The 20594-nt window shown below is 35.0% G+C and carries 20 protein-coding genes; 8 read left to right on the top strand and 12 right to left on the bottom strand.

The window, feature by feature from the left end; all coding sequences use genetic code 11:
* The first annotated feature begins 54 nt into the window (after positions 1 to 54).
* From ACVFVN_RS05270 to ACVFVN_RS05260, 3 genes are all read left to right on the top strand, one after another.
* Positions 55 to 1536: a T9SS type A sorting domain-containing protein gene (locus tag ACVFVN_RS05270; RefSeq protein ID WP_456234483.1), complete on the top strand. Its 1482-nt coding sequence runs from the start codon at positions 55 to 57 to the stop codon at positions 1534 to 1536.
* A gap of 247 nt (positions 1537 to 1783) precedes the next feature.
* Positions 1784 to 2149, top strand: a complete 366-nt coding sequence (locus ACVFVN_RS05265) for a hypothetical protein (protein WP_165130950.1) — start codon at positions 1784 to 1786, stop codon at positions 2147 to 2149.
* Positions 2142 to 3029: a LysR family transcriptional regulator gene (locus ACVFVN_RS05260; RefSeq protein ID WP_456234482.1), complete on the top strand. Its 888-nt coding sequence runs from the start codon at positions 2142 to 2144 to the stop codon at positions 3027 to 3029. The genes ACVFVN_RS05265 and ACVFVN_RS05260 overlap by 8 nt, the downstream gene beginning before the upstream one ends.
* 51 nt (positions 3030 to 3080) lie before the next feature.
* On the opposite strand, the gene ACVFVN_RS05255 is transcribed toward ACVFVN_RS05260, so the two are convergent.
* Entirely contained in the window at positions 3081 to 3863 is a 783-nt protein-coding gene (locus ACVFVN_RS05255) for a zinc ribbon domain-containing protein (protein ID WP_456234481.1), read from the bottom strand.
* A gap of 3 nt (positions 3864 to 3866) precedes the next feature.
* On the bottom strand, positions 3867 to 4973 hold the full coding sequence (locus ACVFVN_RS05250) for a Nif3-like dinuclear metal center hexameric protein (RefSeq protein WP_456234480.1): 1107 nt from the start codon (positions 4971 to 4973) through the stop codon (positions 3867 to 3869).
* Positions 4974 to 5036: 63 nt separating this feature from the next.
* Here ACVFVN_RS05250 and ACVFVN_RS05245 point away from each other — a divergent pair, with 63 nt between their 5' ends.
* From ACVFVN_RS05245 to ACVFVN_RS05235, 3 genes are read left to right on the top strand one after another with little or no spacing between them, the layout of a single operon-like run.
* A complete protein-coding gene (locus tag ACVFVN_RS05245) occupies positions 5037 to 5870 on the top strand; it encodes an ion transporter (RefSeq protein WP_456234479.1) in 834 nt (277 codons plus the stop codon).
* Positions 5871 to 5885: 15 nt separating this feature from the next.
* Positions 5886 to 7247, top strand: a complete 1362-nt coding sequence (locus ACVFVN_RS05240; RefSeq protein WP_456234478.1) for a M28 family peptidase — start codon at positions 5886 to 5888, stop codon at positions 7245 to 7247.
* A 15-nt stretch (positions 7248 to 7262) separates the two neighbouring features.
* Positions 7263 to 8051, top strand: a complete 789-nt coding sequence (locus tag ACVFVN_RS05235) for an alpha/beta hydrolase family protein (protein WP_456234477.1) — start codon at positions 7263 to 7265, stop codon at positions 8049 to 8051.
* Here the strand turns inward: ACVFVN_RS05235 and ACVFVN_RS05230 are convergent.
* From ACVFVN_RS05230 to ACVFVN_RS05215, 4 genes are all read right to left on the bottom strand, one after another.
* Complete coding sequence (locus ACVFVN_RS05230; RefSeq protein ID WP_456234476.1) at positions 8026 to 8823, bottom strand: patatin-like phospholipase family protein; 798 nt, start codon at positions 8821 to 8823, stop codon at positions 8026 to 8028. The genes ACVFVN_RS05235 and ACVFVN_RS05230 overlap by 26 nt on opposite strands.
* Positions 8824 to 8903: 80 nt before the next feature.
* Complete coding sequence (locus ACVFVN_RS05225; RefSeq protein WP_456234475.1) at positions 8904 to 9494, bottom strand: hypothetical protein; 591 nt, start codon at positions 9492 to 9494, stop codon at positions 8904 to 8906.
* 1 nt (position 9495) lies between these two features.
* Positions 9496 to 10884, bottom strand: a complete 1389-nt coding sequence (gene lpdA / locus ACVFVN_RS05220; protein ID WP_456234474.1) for a dihydrolipoyl dehydrogenase — start codon at positions 10882 to 10884, stop codon at positions 9496 to 9498.
* A 164-nt stretch (positions 10885 to 11048) separates the two neighbouring features.
* Positions 11049 to 13490, bottom strand: a complete 2442-nt coding sequence (locus ACVFVN_RS05215) for a hypothetical protein (protein ID WP_456234473.1) — start codon at positions 13488 to 13490, stop codon at positions 11049 to 11051.
* Between the two features lie 127 nt (positions 13491 to 13617).
* Between ACVFVN_RS05215 and ACVFVN_RS05210 the strand changes: the two genes are divergently transcribed.
* Positions 13618 to 14052 carry an FKBP-type peptidyl-prolyl cis-trans isomerase gene (locus ACVFVN_RS05210; RefSeq protein WP_165130928.1) on the top strand — a complete coding sequence of 145 codons (435 nt, stop codon included), beginning with the start codon at positions 13618 to 13620 and terminating at the stop codon, positions 14050 to 14052.
* A 68-nt stretch (positions 14053 to 14120) separates the two neighbouring features.
* On the opposite strand, the gene rplT is transcribed toward ACVFVN_RS05210, so the two are convergent.
* The 6 genes from rplT to atpD form a co-directional block, all read right to left on the bottom strand.
* The gene (rplT, locus tag ACVFVN_RS05205) at positions 14121 to 14465 is read right to left on the bottom strand and encodes a 50S ribosomal protein L20 (RefSeq protein ID WP_165130926.1); all 345 of its coding nucleotides are present in this window, start codon (positions 14463 to 14465) and stop codon (positions 14121 to 14123) included.
* Between the two features lie 119 nt (positions 14466 to 14584).
* A complete protein-coding gene (rpmI, locus tag ACVFVN_RS05200; RefSeq protein WP_165130924.1) occupies positions 14585 to 14782 on the bottom strand; it encodes a 50S ribosomal protein L35 in 198 nt (65 codons plus the stop codon).
* Positions 14783 to 14919: 137 nt separating this feature from the next.
* Positions 14920 to 15450, bottom strand: a complete 531-nt coding sequence (infC, locus tag ACVFVN_RS05195) for a translation initiation factor IF-3 (RefSeq protein ID WP_165130922.1) — start codon at positions 15448 to 15450, stop codon at positions 14920 to 14922.
* 60 nt (positions 15451 to 15510) lie between these two features.
* Complete coding sequence (gene thrS / locus ACVFVN_RS05190) at positions 15511 to 17457, bottom strand: threonine--tRNA ligase (protein ID WP_456234472.1); 1947 nt, start codon at positions 17455 to 17457, stop codon at positions 15511 to 15513.
* A gap of 155 nt (positions 17458 to 17612) precedes the next feature.
* Positions 17613 to 17894, bottom strand: coding sequence for a F0F1 ATP synthase subunit epsilon (locus tag ACVFVN_RS05185; RefSeq protein WP_165130918.1), 282 nt, complete (start codon positions 17892 to 17894; stop codon positions 17613 to 17615).
* An 84-nt stretch (positions 17895 to 17978) separates the two neighbouring features.
* Positions 17979 to 19490: a F0F1 ATP synthase subunit beta gene (gene atpD, locus ACVFVN_RS05180; RefSeq protein ID WP_165130916.1), complete on the bottom strand. Its 1512-nt coding sequence runs from the start codon at positions 19488 to 19490 to the stop codon at positions 17979 to 17981.
* 179 nt (positions 19491 to 19669) lie between these two features.
* Between atpD and ACVFVN_RS05175 the strand changes: the two genes are divergently transcribed.
* Complete coding sequence (locus ACVFVN_RS05175) at positions 19670 to 20590, top strand: bifunctional riboflavin kinase/FAD synthetase (protein WP_456234471.1); 921 nt, start codon at positions 19670 to 19672, stop codon at positions 20588 to 20590.
* Positions 20591 to 20594: the final 4 nt, after the last annotated feature.

Here is a 20594-nt window from a genome sequence, read left to right as displayed (position 1 = left end):
TTTTATAATGTTACAAAATTGTAAAGAATTTTTAACTTTGATAAAATTTTAGTTATGAAAAAAACTCTATCCTTAATAGCTGTAATGGCTTATCTTGGAGCATTTGCTCAGTTTACAAGTCCTAATACAGGCGTCACATACAACCTGACAAGTCTCGCGCAAGCAGCTCCAGGAACTGTGACTAACAATGGAGATCACTTTTTAATCTCCCAGAATGTTACTATTTCTGCCAATGATAAATTAATTATTGACGAAAACACAGTCGTTAAGCTTAACAAAGATGTTATGCTTTATATTTTCGGAACTTATCAAACCAATTCTCCACAGCTTATCTACACAACCAATGTGGAAGGCGAACCTTATAAAGGTATCCGTTTTGAAGATACTTCTACAGTAGATATCAAAAATACGACTATCGAGAAAGGTGGCGGTATGAGAGTAAATACGTCAAACTTTGTCATGAATAACTGTATTATTCGAAAAAATGTTACAGTGAGTGGTGGTGCCACTTCTAGCGCCGCTATACAATTTGGAAGCGTTAACAATACCTTGATAAAAAATTCTGGATTTATAGAAAATTACGGTTCTGCACTAGGATCAGGTGCTAACATCAGCGTATCTGGAACTATTGACAGCAACTATTTTTATGGCAACAACACCAGTAACCAAAATCGACCACAAATCAATATGGGACCTGGTGGTACAGCAGGTATTGTCATCACCAATAACGAAATTATTGGTAACAGAAATCTCACAATGACAGGTGGTATATCTGCTTCTGCTTTGATAGGTGGCGCTAATAATGTTAAAATCGAATACAATATTATTCGTGACAACCGTTACGGGATAACCGTTGCGGGTAACTCTTCTTACGGAACAGTCACAAGAAATATTATTGAAAACAACAATACCCAGAACAATCCATTACAAGGTGGCAGTGGAATCAACTTTATTGGATCAGGAACTGCCGTTATGGATATTAAAGTAAGTGGAAACCAAGTACGTGGAAATCTGTGGGGTGTAACTTTACAAGGAACTGCGCAAGCTAATTTTGGTAGCGATATACCTGGAAAAGAAAACGAGGGGAAAAATATTTTCAAAAACAATATTAATGAGGGTAAAGTCTATGCTTTGTATAATAATACACCCAATAATATTGAGGCAAAATTCAATTGTTGGAGAGAAGGCGAATTATCTAACGATGCTATGGTAGAAGATGTTATAACCCATCAAGTTGATGATACCGCTTACGGCGTGGTAAATTTCAAACCTTATAATTGTGGCGCTGTACAAGCTGTTACTGACTTACAAAAAGTAAAACTTCAAGTGTACCCAAATCCTAGCCAAGGAACATTTAATTTAAAATCGGAATCGGAAGGCAATGTTGTAATCACCGATTTTTCAGGACGAACGGTTTATTCTGGTTCGGTTATTAAAGGTGAAAACAAAATCAACCTGAAAGCAACCGCAGGAGTTTATATTTTAAATTATCAAAATGAAACGGCAAAATCTTCAACAAAGATTGTCATTCAATAAATAATTATAACAGAGTATTAATCGGTACAAATTAATTTTTGCACCGATTTTTTTTGATTTGTTGAGAGCTTCTTTCTCGCTTTATATTTTTCATTTGGATTGAGAAATCTTCAACTATAAAGTAAAAAACCCATATCGAACTACTCACAAAATAAAAACTAAAACAATCTCTAAGATTAAATGTGACATTCCATAAAACACCTACGATTATTTTTTTATATATTTACTTAGTTAAGCAAAAATGTAGATGAAAACACTGAAAGCCAATATCCCTTCCATAAAAACTTTCATGGTTAATGAAAATGGTGAAATCTTCAACCAACATGGAAAACAACTGAATGGTAAAAAAAACCCTTCCTTTCCTTATCTTAAAGGTTTAGATTTTCTGAATCTTGATAAAAAAAGACAGACAATCTCTTTCGCAAAAATTGTTTGGAATACTTTTAATCCTGATAATATGACGCAAAAAAGCGATATTATCCAAGTTATTGATCAAAATGCAGAATACGTTTTTGCAATAAGTAATCTAAGAAAAATAAAACGTAAAGATCGTGTCGAAGCCCTTAATAAAGTTAGGTTTGAGAAGATAAAACAACGACAATCTAATGTTTGATTTCCGATTAAAAGTATTTTCTTGCGTTGCTAAAAGATTGAGTTTTACTAAAGCAGCGCAAGAGCTGCATATTTCGCAACCTGCGGTTACTAAGCACATTCAGGAATTGGAGCAACAGCTTAGCACCAAACTTTTCACCAGAAATGGCACCAGCATAGAGGTAACGTCGAGCGGAAAAATACTTTTAGAAAAATCCAATCTTATTTTTGAAATTTATCGCGAGGCAGAATTTGAGATTAATAAACTTAACAACAAATTAAAAGGAAATCTCAAAATTGGTGCTAGCACAACGATTGCACAATATATTCTACCGGAAATCTTGGTTAAATTCCATTCTTATTATGAGGATATTCATATCGAATTGACTTCCCAAAACACGGACAAAATTTCGGAGCTTTTAAAAAACAATTCTATTGATCTTGGTATTATCGAAGGGCCTTTCCAGTCGCCATTATTTGATTATATTCCTTTTATTTCTGATGAAATTGTATTGGTCGCAAGAACGGGACATCCGCTAGCCAACAGAACTTTAGCGATGAAAGACCTTCATGATATTGATCTTATCAGTCGGGAAAATGGTTCTGGCACTCAGGATTTTATCGATTCGGAACTACGAAAAATGAAAATCCCAACAACGGAGTTCAAAAAAATTATGAATCTGGACAGCAGCGAAAGTATCAAAAACTATTTAGTACATTCTAACGCAATGGCTTTTCTATCGGTAAGCACGATTACCAACGAGCTGAAATACAACAAACTAAGCATTATCGACGTCAAACAATTTGAAATCAAAAGGCAATTTCAATTTATAATTCCGAAAGGCGAAACGCCCGAACTTGTCAAGTTATTTATGAAAACCTGCGGCATCATGACACAATAAAAAAGTCCGAAAGCTAAAGCTTTCGGACTTCTATTTGGGCGTAAATTATTCTTAATTAAAGTTAATGATTTCTGCCATTTTAGCATTTTCCTCATTTACCAACTCATCATCTACAAGGATTTTTCCACTGTTTTCATCGATAATGATTTTCTTTCTTTGTGCAATTTCCATTTGTTTTTGAGGTGGAATTGTGAAGAAAGATCCTTTCGGTGCGCCTCTTTCCAGACCAACAACCGCTAAACCGTTGATAGATCCTAGACGAATTCTTTGGTAAGAGGATAGTAATCTTGCATCAATTTTTTCAGAAAATTCTTTAGATTTTTCTAATAAAAAATCTTCTTCTTTTTGTGTTTCTGCGATCAACTCATCCAACTCACTTTTTTTATGCGTAAGGTGGTTGCGTAGATCTTCAATTTTGCTATTTAGCTCGCTAAGTGTTTCATTTTTGTGAGCAATTTTTGCGCTGTATTCTTTGATTCTTTTTTCAGCTAATTGAATTTCCAAAGTTTGGTATTCAATTTCTTTATCCAAAGACTCGTACTCTTTGTTATTTCTAACATTATCTTGTTGAGATTTGTATTTAGAAATAAGATTCTGAGCTTGTGTAATCAATTCTTTTTTGGCGTTGATTTCACCGTTCTGCTCTTTAATATCCGCATCGAATTTGTTGGCTCTTTTCTCTAAGCCTTCAATTTCGATTTCTAAATCTTCAACCTCGATAGGCAATTCTCCTCTCGTATTGCGAATTTCGTCCAATCTAGAGTCAATGATTTGTAAGTCATAAAGTGCTCTTAGTTTCTCTTCAACCGAGATATCGTTTGCTTTTTTAGCCATATCTTAAATAAAATAATTTACAGGGTTGTTTTTTTTGCTCGTTTTAGCGATTGCAAAGTTAATAAAATTTTCGGACAATATTTCATATAATTGTTGAGTAACAAATTGTTCGCTTTCAAAATGTCCAATATCGGCAATTAATATTTTATTTTCACCGGAAAAGAAGTCGTGGTATTTGACATCTCCAGTAAGATAAGCCTCGCAGCCCGCAGCCATGGCCGCTTTTATTCCACTAGCACCACTTCCACCGAGAACGCCTACTCTTTTTATAGTTTTCTGTTCTGTATTACTGTATCTAATGACCTCGAGGTTAAAGGTTTTTTTAACTAATTTTAAAAAATCTTCAACGCACATTTCGTTCTCCAAATCTCCAAATCTTCCCAAACCAGCGTATTGATTATCATTTTCTAAACTAATAATTTGATAAGCAATTTCTTCGTAAGGATGCGTACCAAACATAGCTTTCAGAACCGCCGATTGTCTATAATTTTCAAATATAAATGATAATAAAACTTCATCAGCATTTTCGCGTTGATTAACCTCGCCTAAAAAAGGATTGGCGCCATGTTTTGGTCGAAAACTCCCTTTACCTTCTATTGCAAAACTACATTCGTCATAAAAACCAATATTTCCCGCTCCGGCTTCAAAGATAGCTTCTTTCACTTTCTCAGCTTGAAGTATAGGAACATAGACTTCCAGTTTTTTTAAGTTTTGGGACTTTGGCATTAATATTTTCTGATTTTGCAAACCTAAAGCTTCACATATTTTAAAATTAACACCAAAGAAATCATTATCAAAAGCCGTATGCATGGCGTAGATGGCGATTTTGTTTTCAATTGCTTTGAGAACTGCTTTTTCAACATAGTTTTTCCCTGTTAAAGATTTTAAACCTGAAAAAATAATGGGATGAAAAGCTACAATAAGATTAAAGCGTCTTTCTATCGCTTCGTCAACGACATCTTCTAAGGCATCATGTGTTATCAAAATACCTGTCACTTCGCGAGCAGTATTTCCACATAACAAACCGACATTGTCAAAATCTTCGGCTTGTTTTATTTTAAAAATTGTATCTAACTGATTGCAAACTTCTTTTAATATTTTTGGGCTCATATTTCTTCTAGAACTTTTTCTTATGTCAAAACTAAGTGTAAATTTACACTTATTTTAAAAATTATGAGAAGAATAATAAAACCTGAGTTTGATTTGACTCCTGAAGATGGCTGGCTCAGAAAAGTTTATAACGTTATCTATCTCGACAACACGCGTCAAGGAAAAATTTTTGATATTAGCCTTCTTATTTTAATCTTGATAAGTGTTGGCCTTTTGATGGTTGAAACCATACCATTAATCAACTTAAAATATCATAATACTTTCTACACACTAGAGTTTATCATTACAATGATTTTCACGGTGGAATATATCCTGCGAATCGCTTGTATCAAAGACAAAAGAGAATACATTTTTAGTCCAATTGGGATTATAGATTTCTTATCGATTATCCCTTTTTATCTAAGTTTATTTTTTCCTATTATTCATTATATCGGTATTTTAAGAATGTTGAGAATGCTGAGAATTTTCAGAATTTTCAACCTTGCCGATTATATGCATGATGGCCAATATATTTTGAGAGCGCTAAGTCACAGTTCTAGAAAAATTTATATTTTTCTATTGTTCATGGTCATTTTCATTGTGATAATTGGCGCATTAATGTACTTAATAGAAGGTGGAAAAAATGGATTTACTAGCATTCCACAAAGTGTATATTGGGCGGTTGTAACCATAACAACCGTAGGGTATGGTGACATTTCTCCAGCTACGCCAATTGGTAAATTCTTGTCCATTATCGTTATGTTGTGCGGTTATAGCATCATTGCCGTTCCTACAGGTATTGTAACCTCAGAATTCCGAAAAGGGAAACGTTATCATTTCGTATGTGGACGTTGCGGTAACGAAGATAACGACAACGATGCGCGATATTGTAAACAATGTGGTGAAAAATTCGCTTAATTAAATTCCAAATTAATGAAAAAATTCGTTCTTACATTAGCTGTATCTTCCTCTATTTTTGGATTCGCGCAAAGCAAACAAGATTCCATTAAGTTTAAAAATATCTCGGATAAGATCATGACAGAAGGTCAAGCTTATGACTGGCTTTATGATTTAACAAAAAATATTGGTCATCGTCTTAGTGGCTCTTTGGGAAATGAAAAGGCCGTAAAATGGGCAGAACAAAAACTGAAAGAAGCGGGCGCAGACAAAGTTTGGTTAGAAAGAGTGATGGTCCCGAATTGGTATCGTGGTGACGAATCGCTACATATAAAATCTGCCGATGGCACTTGGAAAAATATCAAAATGCTTTCGCTAGGAAACTCAGAAGGAACCAAAGGAAAAGACCTAATTGGCGAAATTTTGGTTGTCAATTCTTTAGAAGAATTTGCAAAAACCCCAACTGAAAAAGTTAAAGGCAAAATTGTTTTATTCAATAACGAATTTCCACAAGAACACATCAAAACCATGCACGCCTACAGCCAAGCAGGCAAAGTAAGACGTGTCGCCGCTACGGAAGTAGCCAAAAAAGGAGGAAAAGCGGTAATCATACGATCGCTAAGTTCTGCTTATGATGATGTTCCACATACGGGAGCTATGAAATATGAAGATGGTATAGAAAAAATCCCTGCAATTGCCATCGGTCCAAAATCTGCAATGGAACTTTCGGAGCTAGCAAAAACACAACAAATATCAGCAAAAATAAACTCCAATTGTAGCATGAAAGGTGTTGTAAGGTCTTACAATGTCATTGGCGAAATTACTGGAAAAGAAAGCAAAAACGTGATCGTTGTCGGTGGTCATCTTGATTCTTGGGATGTCGGTGAAGGCGCGCACGACGACGGCGCTGGAATTGTACAATCCATCGAAGTTTTAAAAACTTTTAAAAATCTGAATATCCCCAATAGAAATACAATTCGTGTGGTGTGTTTTGCCAATGAAGAAAACGGCGTAAAAGGCGGAACTGCTTATGCGAAAAATATCGCTGAAAAAGGCGAAAAGAATATTTTTGCCATCGAAAGCGATAGTGGCGGATTTAGTCCAAGAGGATTTGGTCTCGATATGTCTGACGATAAAAAAGAGATTATAAAATCTTGGAAAACACTTTTTTTACCTTATGGCGTTTATGATTTTACAGAAACTTATGCTGGAACAGACATCACGCCGATGAAATCAACAGGAACTGATCTCGCAGGACTGGTTCCAGATTCGCAACGCTATTTTGATATACACCATACCGAAGAAGATACTTTTGAAAAAGTGAATCGTCGGGAACTGCTACTCGGGGCAACTGTTATGACGCAGCTTGTCTATATGGTTGATCAATATTGGAAATAATTAATTGGAATTAAAATGAAAAAACGACTTATAACTACATCAATTGTTCTGGGGTCTTTTGTAATTTCTTGTGAAAGTCAACCCAAAAACCTTGCCGATGTTTCGCAAGATAAATTCAATTATAAAAGTATAAGCTTCCCATCAAAAGATAATAAAATAAGAGTTTATGCGGATTATTATTCTGCAAATTCTAAGTCGGCGCCACTTATTTTAGCCTTTCATCAGGCTGGCTACAGTCGCGGTGTTTATCGAGATATTGCGCCAAGATTGGTGGCTTTAGGTTTTAATGTCTTGGCTGTAGATTTGCGTTCTGGTGAAAAATTTGGAAACGTTCCCAATGAAACTTTTGAAGAAGCCAAAACTAAAAATCTACCCACAGAATTTGAAAATAGTATTCCAGATATAGAAGCCAGTTATGACTATGCAAGAAAGGTTTTGAAAGCAAAAAAAATCATCTACTTCGGAAGTTCTTATTCTGCTTCTTTAGGTTTTTATAATGTAAGTCAGCATCCTGAAGATTACAAAGCTTTGGTTGTCTTTTCGCCTGGAGAATATTTAAAAATTGATCAAAAGAAAATTGAAAACTATGCGAAAGAGGTCACTATTCCGATATTTTTAAGTTCTGCAAAAGGCGAAAAATCGACTTGGATCGACATATTTAATAATACAAATTCGCGACAAAAAGAGTATTTCCTACCCAACAATTGGCAAGGTTATCATGGTGAAATTACGTTAAGCAGTAATTTTATAGGCTCGGAGGAATATTGGACTGCGCTTACTAAGTTTTTAAAAACAGTGAAGTAAAGTCCTCTTCTTGTTCATAAAAAGTTTTTTTGGCACTCTCATAACCAATTTCAAAAATCTCTTCAAGACGCTGTGGTTTTCGCTCGAATGTACCGTATTGTGCTAATTTCTTAGACGTTATAAACCAATCGCAATAAGCGAATTTATGAATTTCGGTTCTGTGTGAAAGTAAATCATAAGCCCGCGTTGTAATGGCTCGGATGCTATTAAGATCACTCATTTTCACATCTTGAATTGGCGTAACATAGACGCCAATTAATTTTTTACATTCGTTTAAAATAATGTCGGCAGGAAAATTATTAAGAACGCCTCCATCGCTGTACATCGCATCACCAATGATATAAGGCGTCGCAATGCCCGGAATGGAAGACGATGCGATAATTGCGTCAACAACTTTGGCCTCTTTATCAAAAATATCTTGTTCGCCACTGATAAGGTCTGTCGCAATGATACGAATATCTGTTTTTAAATCTCCAATCTTAGAATCTCCAAAAATAGGATCCAAATAATGTGTGAATAATTGTGATGACACAAAACCTGGCTTGTTAAACGTAAAATGTTTCCAATTAAAAAAATAAATAGATTTAAAAAAGTCTAGAATTTCCTCTGGTGTTTTCCCCACAGCATAAAGCGCTCCAACAATAGAACCTGCGCTGCAACATGATAAAACGTCTGGTTGGATGCCTATTTCGTTCAAAAATTTAATAACGCCAGCATGTGCCAAACCTCGCGTACCTCCTCCTGAAAGCACCAATCCTATTTTATTCTGCATCTTTTTCATTAGTCTAAAATAAAACAATGCTGCATCTTATACAAGACACAGCATTGTTTATTTGTAAATCAAAAGTTGATTTATTTTTTATCATATTCTTCGAGAAGATGGATCATATCTTCGCGGGTTTTGAGCTCATCAATTTTAGCAATTAAATCAGGATGTTTTGCAAATAATTCTTTTAGTTTTTTATCTCTTCCAGAAAATAAATTAGAACTGATAGCATTATTTCCATTTATAATATATTCTACTGCGTTAACGTTGCCATAAATATTCGCTATAAAAAAGTCAACATAATAGCCGGTTTTAACCCCTTCAAATAATACTAAAAGCAAATCTTTTTTTGATTTTAATACTGGAAAACGTTCAGAATTTACAAATTTCTTTTTGCTACCATCAAAATCTGTAATTTCGATAAAATCAATTTCAGCATCTTTTATATTTGTTTTCTTTCCTATACTATCAACAAAACTTAATTTGTTAATAATAGTTGTTGGATAAAAATAATTTTTCTTAAAAGCCCACTGCGCCAGTATTCTCGTATGTACTGTGTCGGTTGATTTTTTAAGAACGTATTTTACTGGTAAATGATGTTTTTTATACTCAAATTTCTTTTGGGCAAAAGTTAAATTACCTAAAAATAACAAAAATCCTAAAAGTAAAATCCTCATGTTAAATATGAATAACTTCTCCATAAGCTGCTGCTACCGCTTCCATTACCGCTTCTGATAATGTTGGATGCGGGTGGATTGATTTAAGAACCTCATGTCCTGTTGTCTCCAGATTACGTGCTACAACTGCTTCCGCAATCATTTCTGTAACGCCAACACCCACCATGTGACATCCTAACCATTCGCCATATTTAGCATCAAAAATTACTTTTACAAAGCCGTCGGTATCGCCGTTAGCAGTAGCTTTTCCACTTGCAGAGAATGGGAATTTTCCAACTTTAAGTTCGTAACCTTTTTCTTTAGCTTGTTTTTCTGTAAGACCTACAGAAGCGATTTCTGGTAAACAGTAGGTACATCCTGGGATATTACCATAGTTGATTTTCTCAACATGAAGACCTTTGATTTTTTCAACGCAAGTAATACCTTCCGCAGAAGCAACGTGTGCTAAAGCCTGCGTCGGAATAATATCTCCAATTGCATAATATCCTGGAACCGAAGTTTGGTACCATTCGTTAACCAAAACGCGGCCTTTGTCTGTTTGGATACCAACTTCTTCTAGTCCGATATTTTCGATGTTAGCAGCAATGCCAACAGCAGAAAGAAGAATATCAGCTTCTAAAGTAATATTTCCGTTAGCTGTTTTAACATTTGCTTTAACGCCTGCTCCACTTGTATCTAGAGATTCTACTGATGCATTGGTCATTACTTCGATGCCTGCTTTTTTCAAAGATTTTTCTAAATGTTTAGAAACTTCTTCATCTTCAACAGGGACAATGTTTGGCATAAATTCTACCACTGTAACTTTCGTACCCATTGTTGCATAGAAGTAAGCGAACTCTACACCGATAGCTCCAGAACCAACAACAATCATTGATTTTGGTTGCTCAGGAAGAGATAAGGCTTGTCTGTAACCTATTACTTTTTTACCATCTTGTGGAAGATTAGGAAGTTCTCTAGATCTTGCACCAGTGGCTAAAATAATATGATCTGCACTATATTCTGTAACTTTTCCGTCTTTATCTGTAACATCGATTTTGCGATCTTTCTTCACTTTTGCAGCGCCCATAATCACATCGATTTTATTCTTACGCATTAGGAATTGTATTCCTTTGCTCATATTTTCGGCAACGCCACGACTTCTTTTAATAACGTTTGGAAATTCGAAAGAAGCTTCAACTTTGTTAAGACCGAAGTCTTCAGCATGATTGATATATTTGAAAACTTGAGCAGATTTTAATAATGCTTTTGTTGGAATACATCCCCAGTTAAGGCAGATTCCTCCAAGATTCTCCTTCTCTACAATGGCTACTTTGAAGCCCAATTGCGCAGCTCTGATTGCTGTAACATATCCTCCTGGTCCACTACCGATGACAATAATATCGTATTTCATTACTTTAAAAAATTTTTACCAAAAATAAGGATTTTTTTATTTTATATACCTATTAATTTTAATGAAGTTTTTTTATCGATTTTTCAGTCAGGCAAAGTTTTAATTTAAATTATAAAAATCAATATTAAAAAGTCTTTTCAATTAAAAACCTAAAAATTTAAATTTTAACTGAATTTATTAGTTGAATAATATCCAACTCTATAAAACAAACCCAGATTAAGTCTCGTGCTCAAAAAGTTATTGTATTCTAGTCCGACTTCCTGATACAGATGATCCAGTTTATCATAGTTGAACGTATGTTGATCCATATTTTTCATATCGCCAATCGTTCCTTTATAAACCACGTCAAAACTAGAAGTATTTCTACCAAAACTCTTGAAATACCACGGTATTCTGTGTGTCACATAATAACCCATGAATTTATCATTAAAATACTTCCCCGCCTCCATTGTTGCAAATCCCAAATAGGTCGTCAAATTGAAATGCGAAAAGAATTTATCATTATTGGAAGCGTCCAAACCACCCATCTGGAAATGATGCCAAATAGGAGCATCGCCTGTCATAAAACCGCCATACAAACGTGTTCCCGTAACGCCGAGTTTGGTTTTGAACTGGTGCGCAAACAACACATCAAATCTTGAATAAGAAAATTCGCCACCCAAAATTTTCCCAGCTTGTTCGAAATTAAAATAAACTTCTGGATATTGTTGCTCATAAGTGTATTTCCCAGACGGCGTCATAATGTTTTTAGAATTGGGCGAATATTTTAAAGTTAACATCGTCGCAAAGTTCTTAAAAACACGCTTTTCGCCTTCGTAATAATAATCGAATTTGGTTTCTTCATTTTGGCGTTTTGCAGAAATCTTCATAGTTAAAGCATTATTAAGATCAACTTCGTAGCTAAGTTTTCCTCCTTGGAAACGATAGAATCTATCATTCTGAAGGTCGACGCCCGAATTCATAAACTGCATTTTGAAGTTCCATAAATTTTGGCTAAATCTTCCCGAAGATTCTACATCGTCATAATATTCGGCTCGGAAAAACGAGTTATAAGCCAAAGTCGTTCTAATGTCAACGCCAACAGCATATTTTAATTTAGAATCTTTGAAGCCATAAGCTATATAAATATCTGGAGAAATATATTGGTTAAACTTCTCGTTAAGTTTAGCTTTTAATGCCAATCTTACGCCTTCGTAACGATTATAATTGCTGCCAAAAGGATCGACATCCAATACACCAAGACGAATTTTGCCTCGTACCAAATTGCTTATGAAACTTGCTTTTTTGTCAAGATTGTATTTTTGTCCAAGGCTATCGATTTTCACATAGGTCATCTTCTCCCGAGCTGTCAAACTGTCCGTTCTGTATTGATCCAAAAGGCTGCCATCTGTATTTTTGATAGACATTGTATAACCTCTAAAATCTTTAGCACTAAAATCCACTGGTGTTTTAAAATCAAAATAATCGACTTTCATAGAGACATAATTCCCGAATTTGGTACGTCGTTTTTTTAATTCTTCTCTTTTTTCTTCCGCAGATTTTTCGGATTTATCTTTCTCGTCCGATTTATTTTCGGTATTATTAAAACTCATACTTCCTGCACGAATTTTAAGATTTTCTTTTTGTAAAAACCATTTGTTTTCAATAGGAATCCAAATTGATGTTATGCTACCATCATTGATTTTGTTGCTGTTACTTTCAATTTTTTTTATGGCAAACGTTTGTTGATCTACATACAGGTAACCATTATATTTTCGTCGATTGGGTTCCGACTTTTTACCAACCTGACGAAACCGAATCACATAATTCTCGCGTCCGTCAATCTCTATAGAATCGGTTAAATAGTAGCGGTAAAGATTTCGATTTTCTGGAATAATCTCACGAGGAATTTTGTTACGGTTAGAACGCAAAGCCAAAAGCTGATAAATAGGCTCTTTGAGTCCAGAAACACGATTATCCAACACATTGACTTTTTCGCCATATTCTTTGGAATAAAGATATTCGTTCGCCCGTTCCCAAAGGAAAAGTTTGCTCTGCATCATCGTTTTGGTCATGTCATTTTCCATCAAAGAATCTTTCTTTTCACCTTTGGATTGTTTAAGATTTTTAGCAGGAACCAATTTCAAAGAGTCCAAACGCTTTGTCATATAAGTTTGATAGAGTTTAATACTATCTTCATCAAAATCAAACGACATTTTCTCGTAGGATTTGAAGGCATAAGAATCCAAACTTCGTGGCGAATTGTCTTTGAAATGATTATTAACTTTATCCAAGATTGCTATCGCTTTCGGATCGCTTTTATCATTGACAATGACAGCTTCTATCTTGTTAACCTTCGATTCTTCTTTTTCTAAAGACACTTCCATCACCTTGTCAACAACAACATCGGCATCTTCATAATCGGGATGTTTTACTGTAACTTGATCACATTTTGTCTTGAATTCTAATTTACCATGATTATCAGTATTGCCCAATAATTGCTTGTTACAATACACTGAAGCATTTGATAAAGGCATATTTTTACCAGCAATTCTCACCCAAATCATTGATTGTGAAAATGTGAAAAGACTGATACAAAAAAATAATAAACTATAAAGTTTTTTCATTGTTTAAAACATGTAAGAACCTACGAAAATAAAAATATATCTTGACTTTAGCACTAATAGATTGTAAAAGCTTAATCTAAACCCCTTTTAAAATTCTAAAATCCGTAAATTTGAAAAAATTTAAAACATGGGAGTAGCTGATTTTTTAGCAAAAAAGAAAAAAGCTTTAGCCGAAAAAAATCTTAACGAAGGTAAAGCCTTTCAGGAAGAGTTTGGCAAACAAGAAGGCGTTGTAACATTGGAAAGCGGATTACAATATCAAATTATCACGGATGAAGAAGGAAGAAAACCCGAGGCTAGAGATACGGTAATTTGTCATTATCATGGCACAACCATCAAAGGAGAAGTTTTTGACAGCTCTGTAGAAAGAAACAAACCAGCCAGTTTTCCACTTAACCGCGTTATTTCTGGTTGGACAGAAGGTTTACAGTTGATGTCAACGGGCAGCAAATGGAAGTTTGTAATTCCACCGCATTTGGCCTATGGCGGTCAACAAATCTCGAAAGAAATTGGACCAAATTCTACTTTAATTTTCGAAGTCGAATTGATTGGGATTAAATAAAATAAATATATTAAATAAAAAAACCTGAGCTAATGCTCAGGTTTTATATTGATAACAAAATTGATTAATTATTTTACTTGATCTACAACAGCTTTGAAAGCTTCAGGGTGGTTCATTGCAAGGTCTGCAAGAACTTTTCTGTTAAGCTCGATGTTGTTCTTTTTAAGAGCTCCCATGAACTGAGAGTAAGACATCCCGTGCTCTCTAGCTCCCGCATTGATACGCGTAATCCAAAGTGCTCTGAAGTTTCTTTTCTTCTCTTTTCTACCGCGGTAAGCATATTGCATTGCTTTTTCCACGGCGTTTTTAGCTACAGTCCAAACATTTTTTCTTCTACCGAAAAAACCTTTAGCCTGCTTCATAATTTTTTTTCTGCGCGCTCTAGACGCTACAGCGTTTACTGATCTTGGCATAATGTAATTGTTTTTTTGAAAAGGGCGGAGTTGTTACAACTCTCTTTTGTGCGCCGTTTCAGGGTTAAAATTTTGAATTGTTTTGTGAATTCTTATAAACCGAAAATTGGTTATAAAAACTACTTAATTGCTAATTGACGTTTAACACTTCTCTCGTCCACATTAGCAACATAAGAAGTTTGCGTAAGATTTCTCTTTTGCTTTGTCTCCTTTTTTGTCAAGATGTGGCTTTTGTAAGCATTTTTTCTTTTGATCTTACCTGTTCCAGTAAGAGCAAAACGTTTCTTAGCACCAGATTTCGTTTTTAATTTTGGCATTGTTTTGCTTTTTATAATTTGTTATCAATATTCTTTGAATCTGCAAAATTACAAAATTATTTTGAATCTTGCGGACTTATATTTAAAAGCAAGAGACCTACATTAATCTCTTGCTATATATTTAAAAAAAACAGTTATTATTTAGCAGGTTTTTTAGGACTCATCATCATAATCATCCTTTTACCCTCTAGCTTAGGAAGTTGATCCACTTTACCAACATGCTCTAATTCTTGAGCTAGTTTTAAAAGTAAAATTTCTCCTTGATCTTTAAAGATAATAGAACGTCCTTTGAAGAATACATAAGTTTTAAGTTTAGAACCTTCTTCTAAGAATTTTTCAGCGTGCTTTTTCTTAAATTCGTAATCGTGCTCATCTGTCTGAGGACCAAAACGAATCTCTTTAACCACAACTTTTACTTGCTTTGCTTTTAGTTCTTTTTGCTTTTTCTTTTGCTCATATAAGAACTTTTTGTAATCCAAAATCCTAGCGATAAATGGCTCGGATTTATCTGATATTACTACCAAATCCAACTCTTGCTCTCTAGCAATATCTTTTGCTTTAGCCGTAGGATATACGCCTGGCTCGACATTTTCACCAACTAGACGTACTTCTTTTACGTGGATTTTGTCGTTAATCATATGCAAATCTTCCTGTACTGGACGACGCATTGGACCTCTTCTGCTGTTGTTACGTTTTAGTGCTATTGTATTAAAATTTTAAAGTTATTACTAATTATTTTCGCCGAAAGGTTTAATGCCTTTCATACTTTCTGTTTTAAAATAAGAAACGAAATCTTCGATTTTCATCTCGCCAAGATCGCCCTCGCCTCTTCTTCTTACCGATATCGTATTGTTACCAGCTTCATTTTCGCCCACAATTAACATGAACGGAATCTTGTTAATCTCTGCATCGCGAATCTTTTTACCTGTTTTCTCGTTACGCTCATCAATTAGACCGCTAATATCGTGATTTTCCAACAATTGTGAAACTTTTTTAGCATAGTCTACATATTTTTCGCTAATAGGGAGAATAATAAACTGATCTGGACTCAGCCATAATGGAAAATCACCAGCTGTATTTTCAATTAAAATCGCGATAAAACGTTCCATAGAACCGAATGGTGCTCTGTGGATCATTACTGGACGATGCTTTTCATTATCATTACCAACATACCAAAGGTCAAAACGTTCTGGTAGGTTGTAATCTACCTGAATGGTTCCTAGCTGCCAACTTCTACCCAATGCATCTTTCACCATAAAATCCAGCTTCGGGCCATAGAACGCTGCTTCACCATATTCTGTTACCGTCTTAAGATTTTTAGCCTTTGCAGCATTGATAATGGCGCTTTCTGCTTTTTCCCAGTTGTCGTCGCTACCGATATATTTTTGTTTATTTTCAGGATCTCTTAAAGAAATCTGCGCTGTAAAATCTTCGAATCCTAAAGAACCAAAAACGTAAAGAACCAAATCTATAACTTTTTCAAATTCTTCATTCAACTGATCTGGCATACAGAATAAATGCGCATCATCTTGCGTAAATCCACGTACACGTGTCAAGCCATGTAATTCTCCTGATTGTTCGTATCTATACACCGTTCCAAATTCTGCATAGCGTTTTGGAAGATCTCTGTACGACCATTGTTGCGCTTTGTAGATCTCGCAATGGTGTGGACAGTTCATTGGTTTTAATAAAAACTCTTCCCCTTCGTTTGGTGTTTTTATCGGTTGAAAACTGTCAGCACCGTATTTTTCATAATGTCCCGAAGTTACATATAAATCTTTGTGCCCAATATGTGGAGAAATCACAAATTCGTAGCCTTGTTTTCTTTGAGCAGCAGATAAGAAATTTTCTAATTTTTTTCTAAGCGCAGCACCTTTTGGTAGCCAAAGTGGAAGACCTGCTCCAACTTTTTCTGAGAAAGTAAAAATCCCCATCTCTTTGCCTAACTTACGGTGGTCGCGACGTTTTGCTTCTTCAAGCCTTTCAAGATATTCGGTAAGTTCTTTTTGTTTTGGAAATGAAATACCATAAACACGCGTCAATTGCTTGTTCTTTTCATCTCCTCTCCAATAAGCCCCTGCAGCATTAAGAATTTTAACAGCTTTCACAATTCCTGTTGCAGGGATGTGTCCACCACGACAAAGGTCTGTAAAGTTATCGTGCGTCACAAAAGTAATTTCACCGTCTTGAAGATTTTCTATTAATTCTGTTTTAAAAGGATTGTCAGCATATTCTTTCAATGCATCTTCTTTTGAAACATGTCTTAAATTGAAAGTTGAATTCTTTTTAGCATTTTCAATGATTTTCTTCTCAAGCATTTCAAAGTCTTTTTCTGACAATGCTTTATCACCAAAATCTACATCATAATAAAATCCATTAGCAATCGCAGGACCTATTGTCAACTTAGCTTCTGGATAATACTCCATAATGGCTTGTGCTAAAAGGTGGGCTGAAGAATGCCAAAATGCTTTTTTTCCCATATCATCATTCCACGTCAACAATTGCACGGTAGAGTCGGTCGTTATTGGCGTGTCAACTTCTGTCTGTTGGCCATTAACAATTGCAGAGATGGTATTTCTTGCTAATCCATCGCTGATACTTTGTGCAACTTGAAGTGGAGTCACTGCTCCATCAAATTCTCTGATGCTAGCATCAGGAAGCGTAATTTTAAGCATAATGATATAAAAAATTAAGGTACAAATTTAGTGTTTTTTTCAAATATTTAACAAGGTCTTCGCCAAGATGCTATAATTTAATTTTAAATATTTAAAATAACAAAAAAATAAAACACCCCGAAAATTCGGGGTGCTTCAATATATTTATTCTATTCTTACTCGCAAAGGATAATTCCTTTATCGTTGTTGAATTCTAGAACACCACTTCTTATCGGAAAAGAGAATGCTGTGTTAGCCTCGTCTTCCTTGGTGAAATATTTAGAATACTGTGCAGAAATTTCTTCGGTATAGATTTTTATATGACCATTAACTAATGCTGAAACAATAGCGGCGTGGTTTTTAAAAATATGAAACTCACCTTGTTTTCCTGGTAATAAAATCGAGTTCACCGAACCTTCAAATACTACATATTCTGGAGTTATAATTTTGATTGTCATTTTAATTTAGATTAAAAGATTTCAGATTTCAGATTTCAGACATTAAAGTCTCATGTCAAAACTCTGATACCTAGTGTCTAATTATTAAGCTTTGTTATCAGCTAACATTTTCTCACCAGCTTCGATAGCTTCATCGATAGTTCCTTTTAGGTTGAAACAAGCTTCTGGAAGGTGATCTAACTCACCATCAATAATCATGTTAAAGCCTTTGATTGTATCTTTAATATCTACTAAAGATCCTGGGATACCTGTAAACTGCTCTGCTACGTGGAAAGGCTGAGATAAGAATCTTTGTACTTTTCTAGCACGATAAACAACCAATTTATCTTCTTCAGAAAGTTCTTCCATACCAAGAATCGCGATGATATCTTGTAATGCTTTATATCTTTGAAGAATTTCTTTTACTCTTTGTGCACAGTTGTAATGCTCCTGACCAATAATTTCTGGTGCTAAGATTCTAGAAGTTGATGCCAATGGATCTACTGCTGGATAAATACCTAATGAAGCAATCTTTCTATCTAGTACCGTAGTTGCATCTAAGTGAGCAAAGGTTGTAGCTGGCGCCGGGTCTGTTAAGTCATCCGCAGGCACATAAACCGCTTGTACAGATGTAATAGATCCGTTTTTAGTCGATGTAATTCTTTCCTGCATCGCACCCATTTCTGATGCTAAGGTTGGTTGGTAACCTACCGCTGATGGCATACGTCCAAGAAGTGCTGACACCTCTGAACCTGCTTGTGTAAAACGGAAGATGTTATCTACGAAGAATAATACGTCACGACCTTGTCCTGACTCTCCACCATCACGGAAATATTCTGCAATTGTAAGACCAGACAATGCAACACGTGCTCTTGCTCCAGGTGGCTCATTCATCTGACCGAAAACGAATGTTGCTTTAGAATCTTTCATTTCTTCAAGATCAACTTTAGAAAGATCCCAACCTCCATTTTCCATAGAGTGCATGAACTCATCACCATATTTAATAATACCAGATTCCAACATCTCTCTCAAAAGGTCGTTACCTTCTCTCGTTCTTTCACCTACTCCAGCGAAAACCGAAAGACCACCGTGTCCTTTAGCGATATTATTAATCAACTCCTGAATTAATACTGTTTTACCTACACCAGCACCACCGAATAATCCAATTTTACCACCTTTTGCATAAGGCTCAATAAGGTCGATTACTTTAATACCTGTAAATAAAACTTCAGCAGAAGTTGTTAATTGATCAAATTTAGGTGCAGGTCTGTGAATTGGCAAACCACCTTCTTTTGACAAACTTTGGATACCGTCGATAGCATCACCAACAACATTAAATAGTCTACCGTTAACACCTTCACCAATTGGCATTGTGATTTGTTTCCCTGTTCCTATTACATCTTGTCCTCTTTGTAAACCGTCTGTTGCATCCATCGCGATACATCTTACTGTATCTTCTCCGATGTGTTGCTCAACTTCTAGAACAAGGTTTTGCCCGCCAGTTTTCACAACTTCTAGAGCGTCATATATTCTTGGTAATTCTTCAACTTCATTAAAAACCACGTCGATAACTGGTCCAATAATTTGTGAAATCTTTCCTTTAATTTGGTTTGCCATTACTAAATTTTTTCTTGCGCACAAAGATAATAAAAGTTTGTAAATCTGCATTGTCACAAATAAAGATTTTTATCATATTTGCAAAATAGAACTTTAGGTTCTTGAAATTCTATTTTTAAAAGTTCAAGAAGTCTTGATTTATCTATTAATATTAAGACTTTTTACAAAATTATTTTGTTTTGAAAATCATCCAAGATTTAGATCAATATCATAGCGCAAAGCCACTTGCTTTATCTTTAGGAATGTTCGATGGTGTCCACCGTGGGCACTTTTCCATCATTGATAAACTCAACCAAATTGCCACCGAAAAGGAATTGGAATCTGGCATTTTAACTTTTTGGCCACATCCACGCAAAGTGCTCAATCCACAAGATGATGTATTATTATTAAATACATTGGACGAAAAAATTGAACTTCTTGACAAAGCTGGCATTCAGAATTTATTCTTAAAAACATTCGATGAAGCCTTCCGAAATTTGACAGGAGAAGAATTTTGCCGAGAAATTTTAATTAAAAAACTAAATGTTAAACATCTTATTATAGGATACGATCACACTTTTGGAAAAAACAAAAGCGGTAATTTTGAATTGTTGCAACAACTCTCAAAAGAATTAGATTTCCAAGTTGAACAGCTCGGTCCAGTCGATTTTCAGCATCAACATATTAGCTCGACGAAAATAAGAACGGCCTTGGCAACGGCTCATATTGTAGAAGCTAACGACATGTTGGGTTACGCCTACTCGCTTTCGGGAATGGTCATTCATGGTAAAAAAATCGGTAGAACAATTGGTTATCCTACTGCAAATATCGAAGTGCCGGAAGGAAAAATTCTACCCAAAAAAGGCGCTTATATTGTGGAAGTTTGGTTAGACAATCAATTGTACAAAGGCATGTTGAGCATTGGCACCAATCCGACTGTTAATGGTGAAAAGTTGAGCACCGAAGTGCACATTCTTAATTTCGATGGCGATTTGTATGACCAAATAATTCGTGTGAAATTCCGAGAGTTTTTACATGATGAAATTAAATTCGAAGGTTTAGAAAAACTTATTGAAAAACTAGACGATGACAAACGTCTTACAGAAGAATTTCAGTTTTAAAATC

This window comes from Soonwooa purpurea (assembly GCF_053891095.1).
Note: the sequence above shows the minus strand (reverse complement) of the source record. Positions and strands in the feature narration are given on the sequence as shown.

What these genes read in the sequence shown, in the direction of transcription:
- ACVFVN_RS05270 (WP_456234483.1), top strand. Translation starts at nt 55, where the DNA reads ATGAAAAAAACTCTATCCTTAATAGCTGTAATGGCTTATCTTGGAGCA.
- ACVFVN_RS05265 (WP_165130950.1), top strand. Translation starts at nt 1,784, where the DNA reads ATGAAAACACTGAAAGCCAATATCCCTTCCATAAAAACTTTCATGGTT.
- ACVFVN_RS05260 (WP_456234482.1), top strand. Translation starts at nt 2,142, where the DNA reads ATGTTTGATTTCCGATTAAAAGTATTTTCTTGCGTTGCTAAAAGATTG.
- ACVFVN_RS05255 (WP_456234481.1), bottom strand. Translation starts at nt 3,863, where the DNA reads ATGGCTAAAAAAGCAAACGATATCTCGGTTGAAGAGAAACTAAGAGCA.
- ACVFVN_RS05250 (WP_456234480.1), bottom strand. Translation starts at nt 4,973, where the DNA reads ATGAGCCCAAAAATATTAAAAGAAGTTTGCAATCAGTTAGATACAATT.
- ACVFVN_RS05245 (WP_456234479.1), top strand. Translation starts at nt 5,037, where the DNA reads ATGAGAAGAATAATAAAACCTGAGTTTGATTTGACTCCTGAAGATGGC.
- ACVFVN_RS05240 (WP_456234478.1), top strand. Translation starts at nt 5,886, where the DNA reads ATGAAAAAATTCGTTCTTACATTAGCTGTATCTTCCTCTATTTTTGGA.
- ACVFVN_RS05235 (WP_456234477.1), top strand. Translation starts at nt 7,263, where the DNA reads ATGAAAAAACGACTTATAACTACATCAATTGTTCTGGGGTCTTTTGTA.
- ACVFVN_RS05230 (WP_456234476.1), bottom strand. Translation starts at nt 8,823, where the DNA reads ATGCAGAATAAAATAGGATTGGTGCTTTCAGGAGGAGGTACGCGAGGT.
- ACVFVN_RS05225 (WP_456234475.1), bottom strand. Translation starts at nt 9,494, where the DNA reads ATGAGGATTTTACTTTTAGGATTTTTGTTATTTTTAGGTAATTTAACT.
- lpdA (WP_456234474.1), bottom strand. Translation starts at nt 10,884, where the DNA reads ATGAAATACGATATTATTGTCATCGGTAGTGGACCAGGAGGATATGTT.
- ACVFVN_RS05215 (WP_456234473.1), bottom strand. Translation starts at nt 13,490, where the DNA reads ATGAAAAAACTTTATAGTTTATTATTTTTTTGTATCAGTCTTTTCACA.
- ACVFVN_RS05210 (WP_165130928.1), top strand. Translation starts at nt 13,618, where the DNA reads ATGGGAGTAGCTGATTTTTTAGCAAAAAAGAAAAAAGCTTTAGCCGAA.
- rplT (WP_165130926.1), bottom strand. Translation starts at nt 14,465, where the DNA reads ATGCCAAGATCAGTAAACGCTGTAGCGTCTAGAGCGCGCAGAAAAAAA.
- rpmI (WP_165130924.1), bottom strand. Translation starts at nt 14,782, where the DNA reads ATGCCAAAATTAAAAACGAAATCTGGTGCTAAGAAACGTTTTGCTCTT.
- infC (WP_165130922.1), bottom strand. Translation starts at nt 15,450, where the DNA reads ATGCGTCGTCCAGTACAGGAAGATTTGCATATGATTAACGACAAAATC.
- thrS (WP_456234472.1), bottom strand. Translation starts at nt 17,457, where the DNA reads ATGCTTAAAATTACGCTTCCTGATGCTAGCATCAGAGAATTTGATGGA.
- ACVFVN_RS05185 (WP_165130918.1), bottom strand. Translation starts at nt 17,894, where the DNA reads ATGACAATCAAAATTATAACTCCAGAATATGTAGTATTTGAAGGTTCG.
- atpD (WP_165130916.1), bottom strand. Translation starts at nt 19,490, where the DNA reads ATGGCAAACCAAATTAAAGGAAAGATTTCACAAATTATTGGACCAGTT.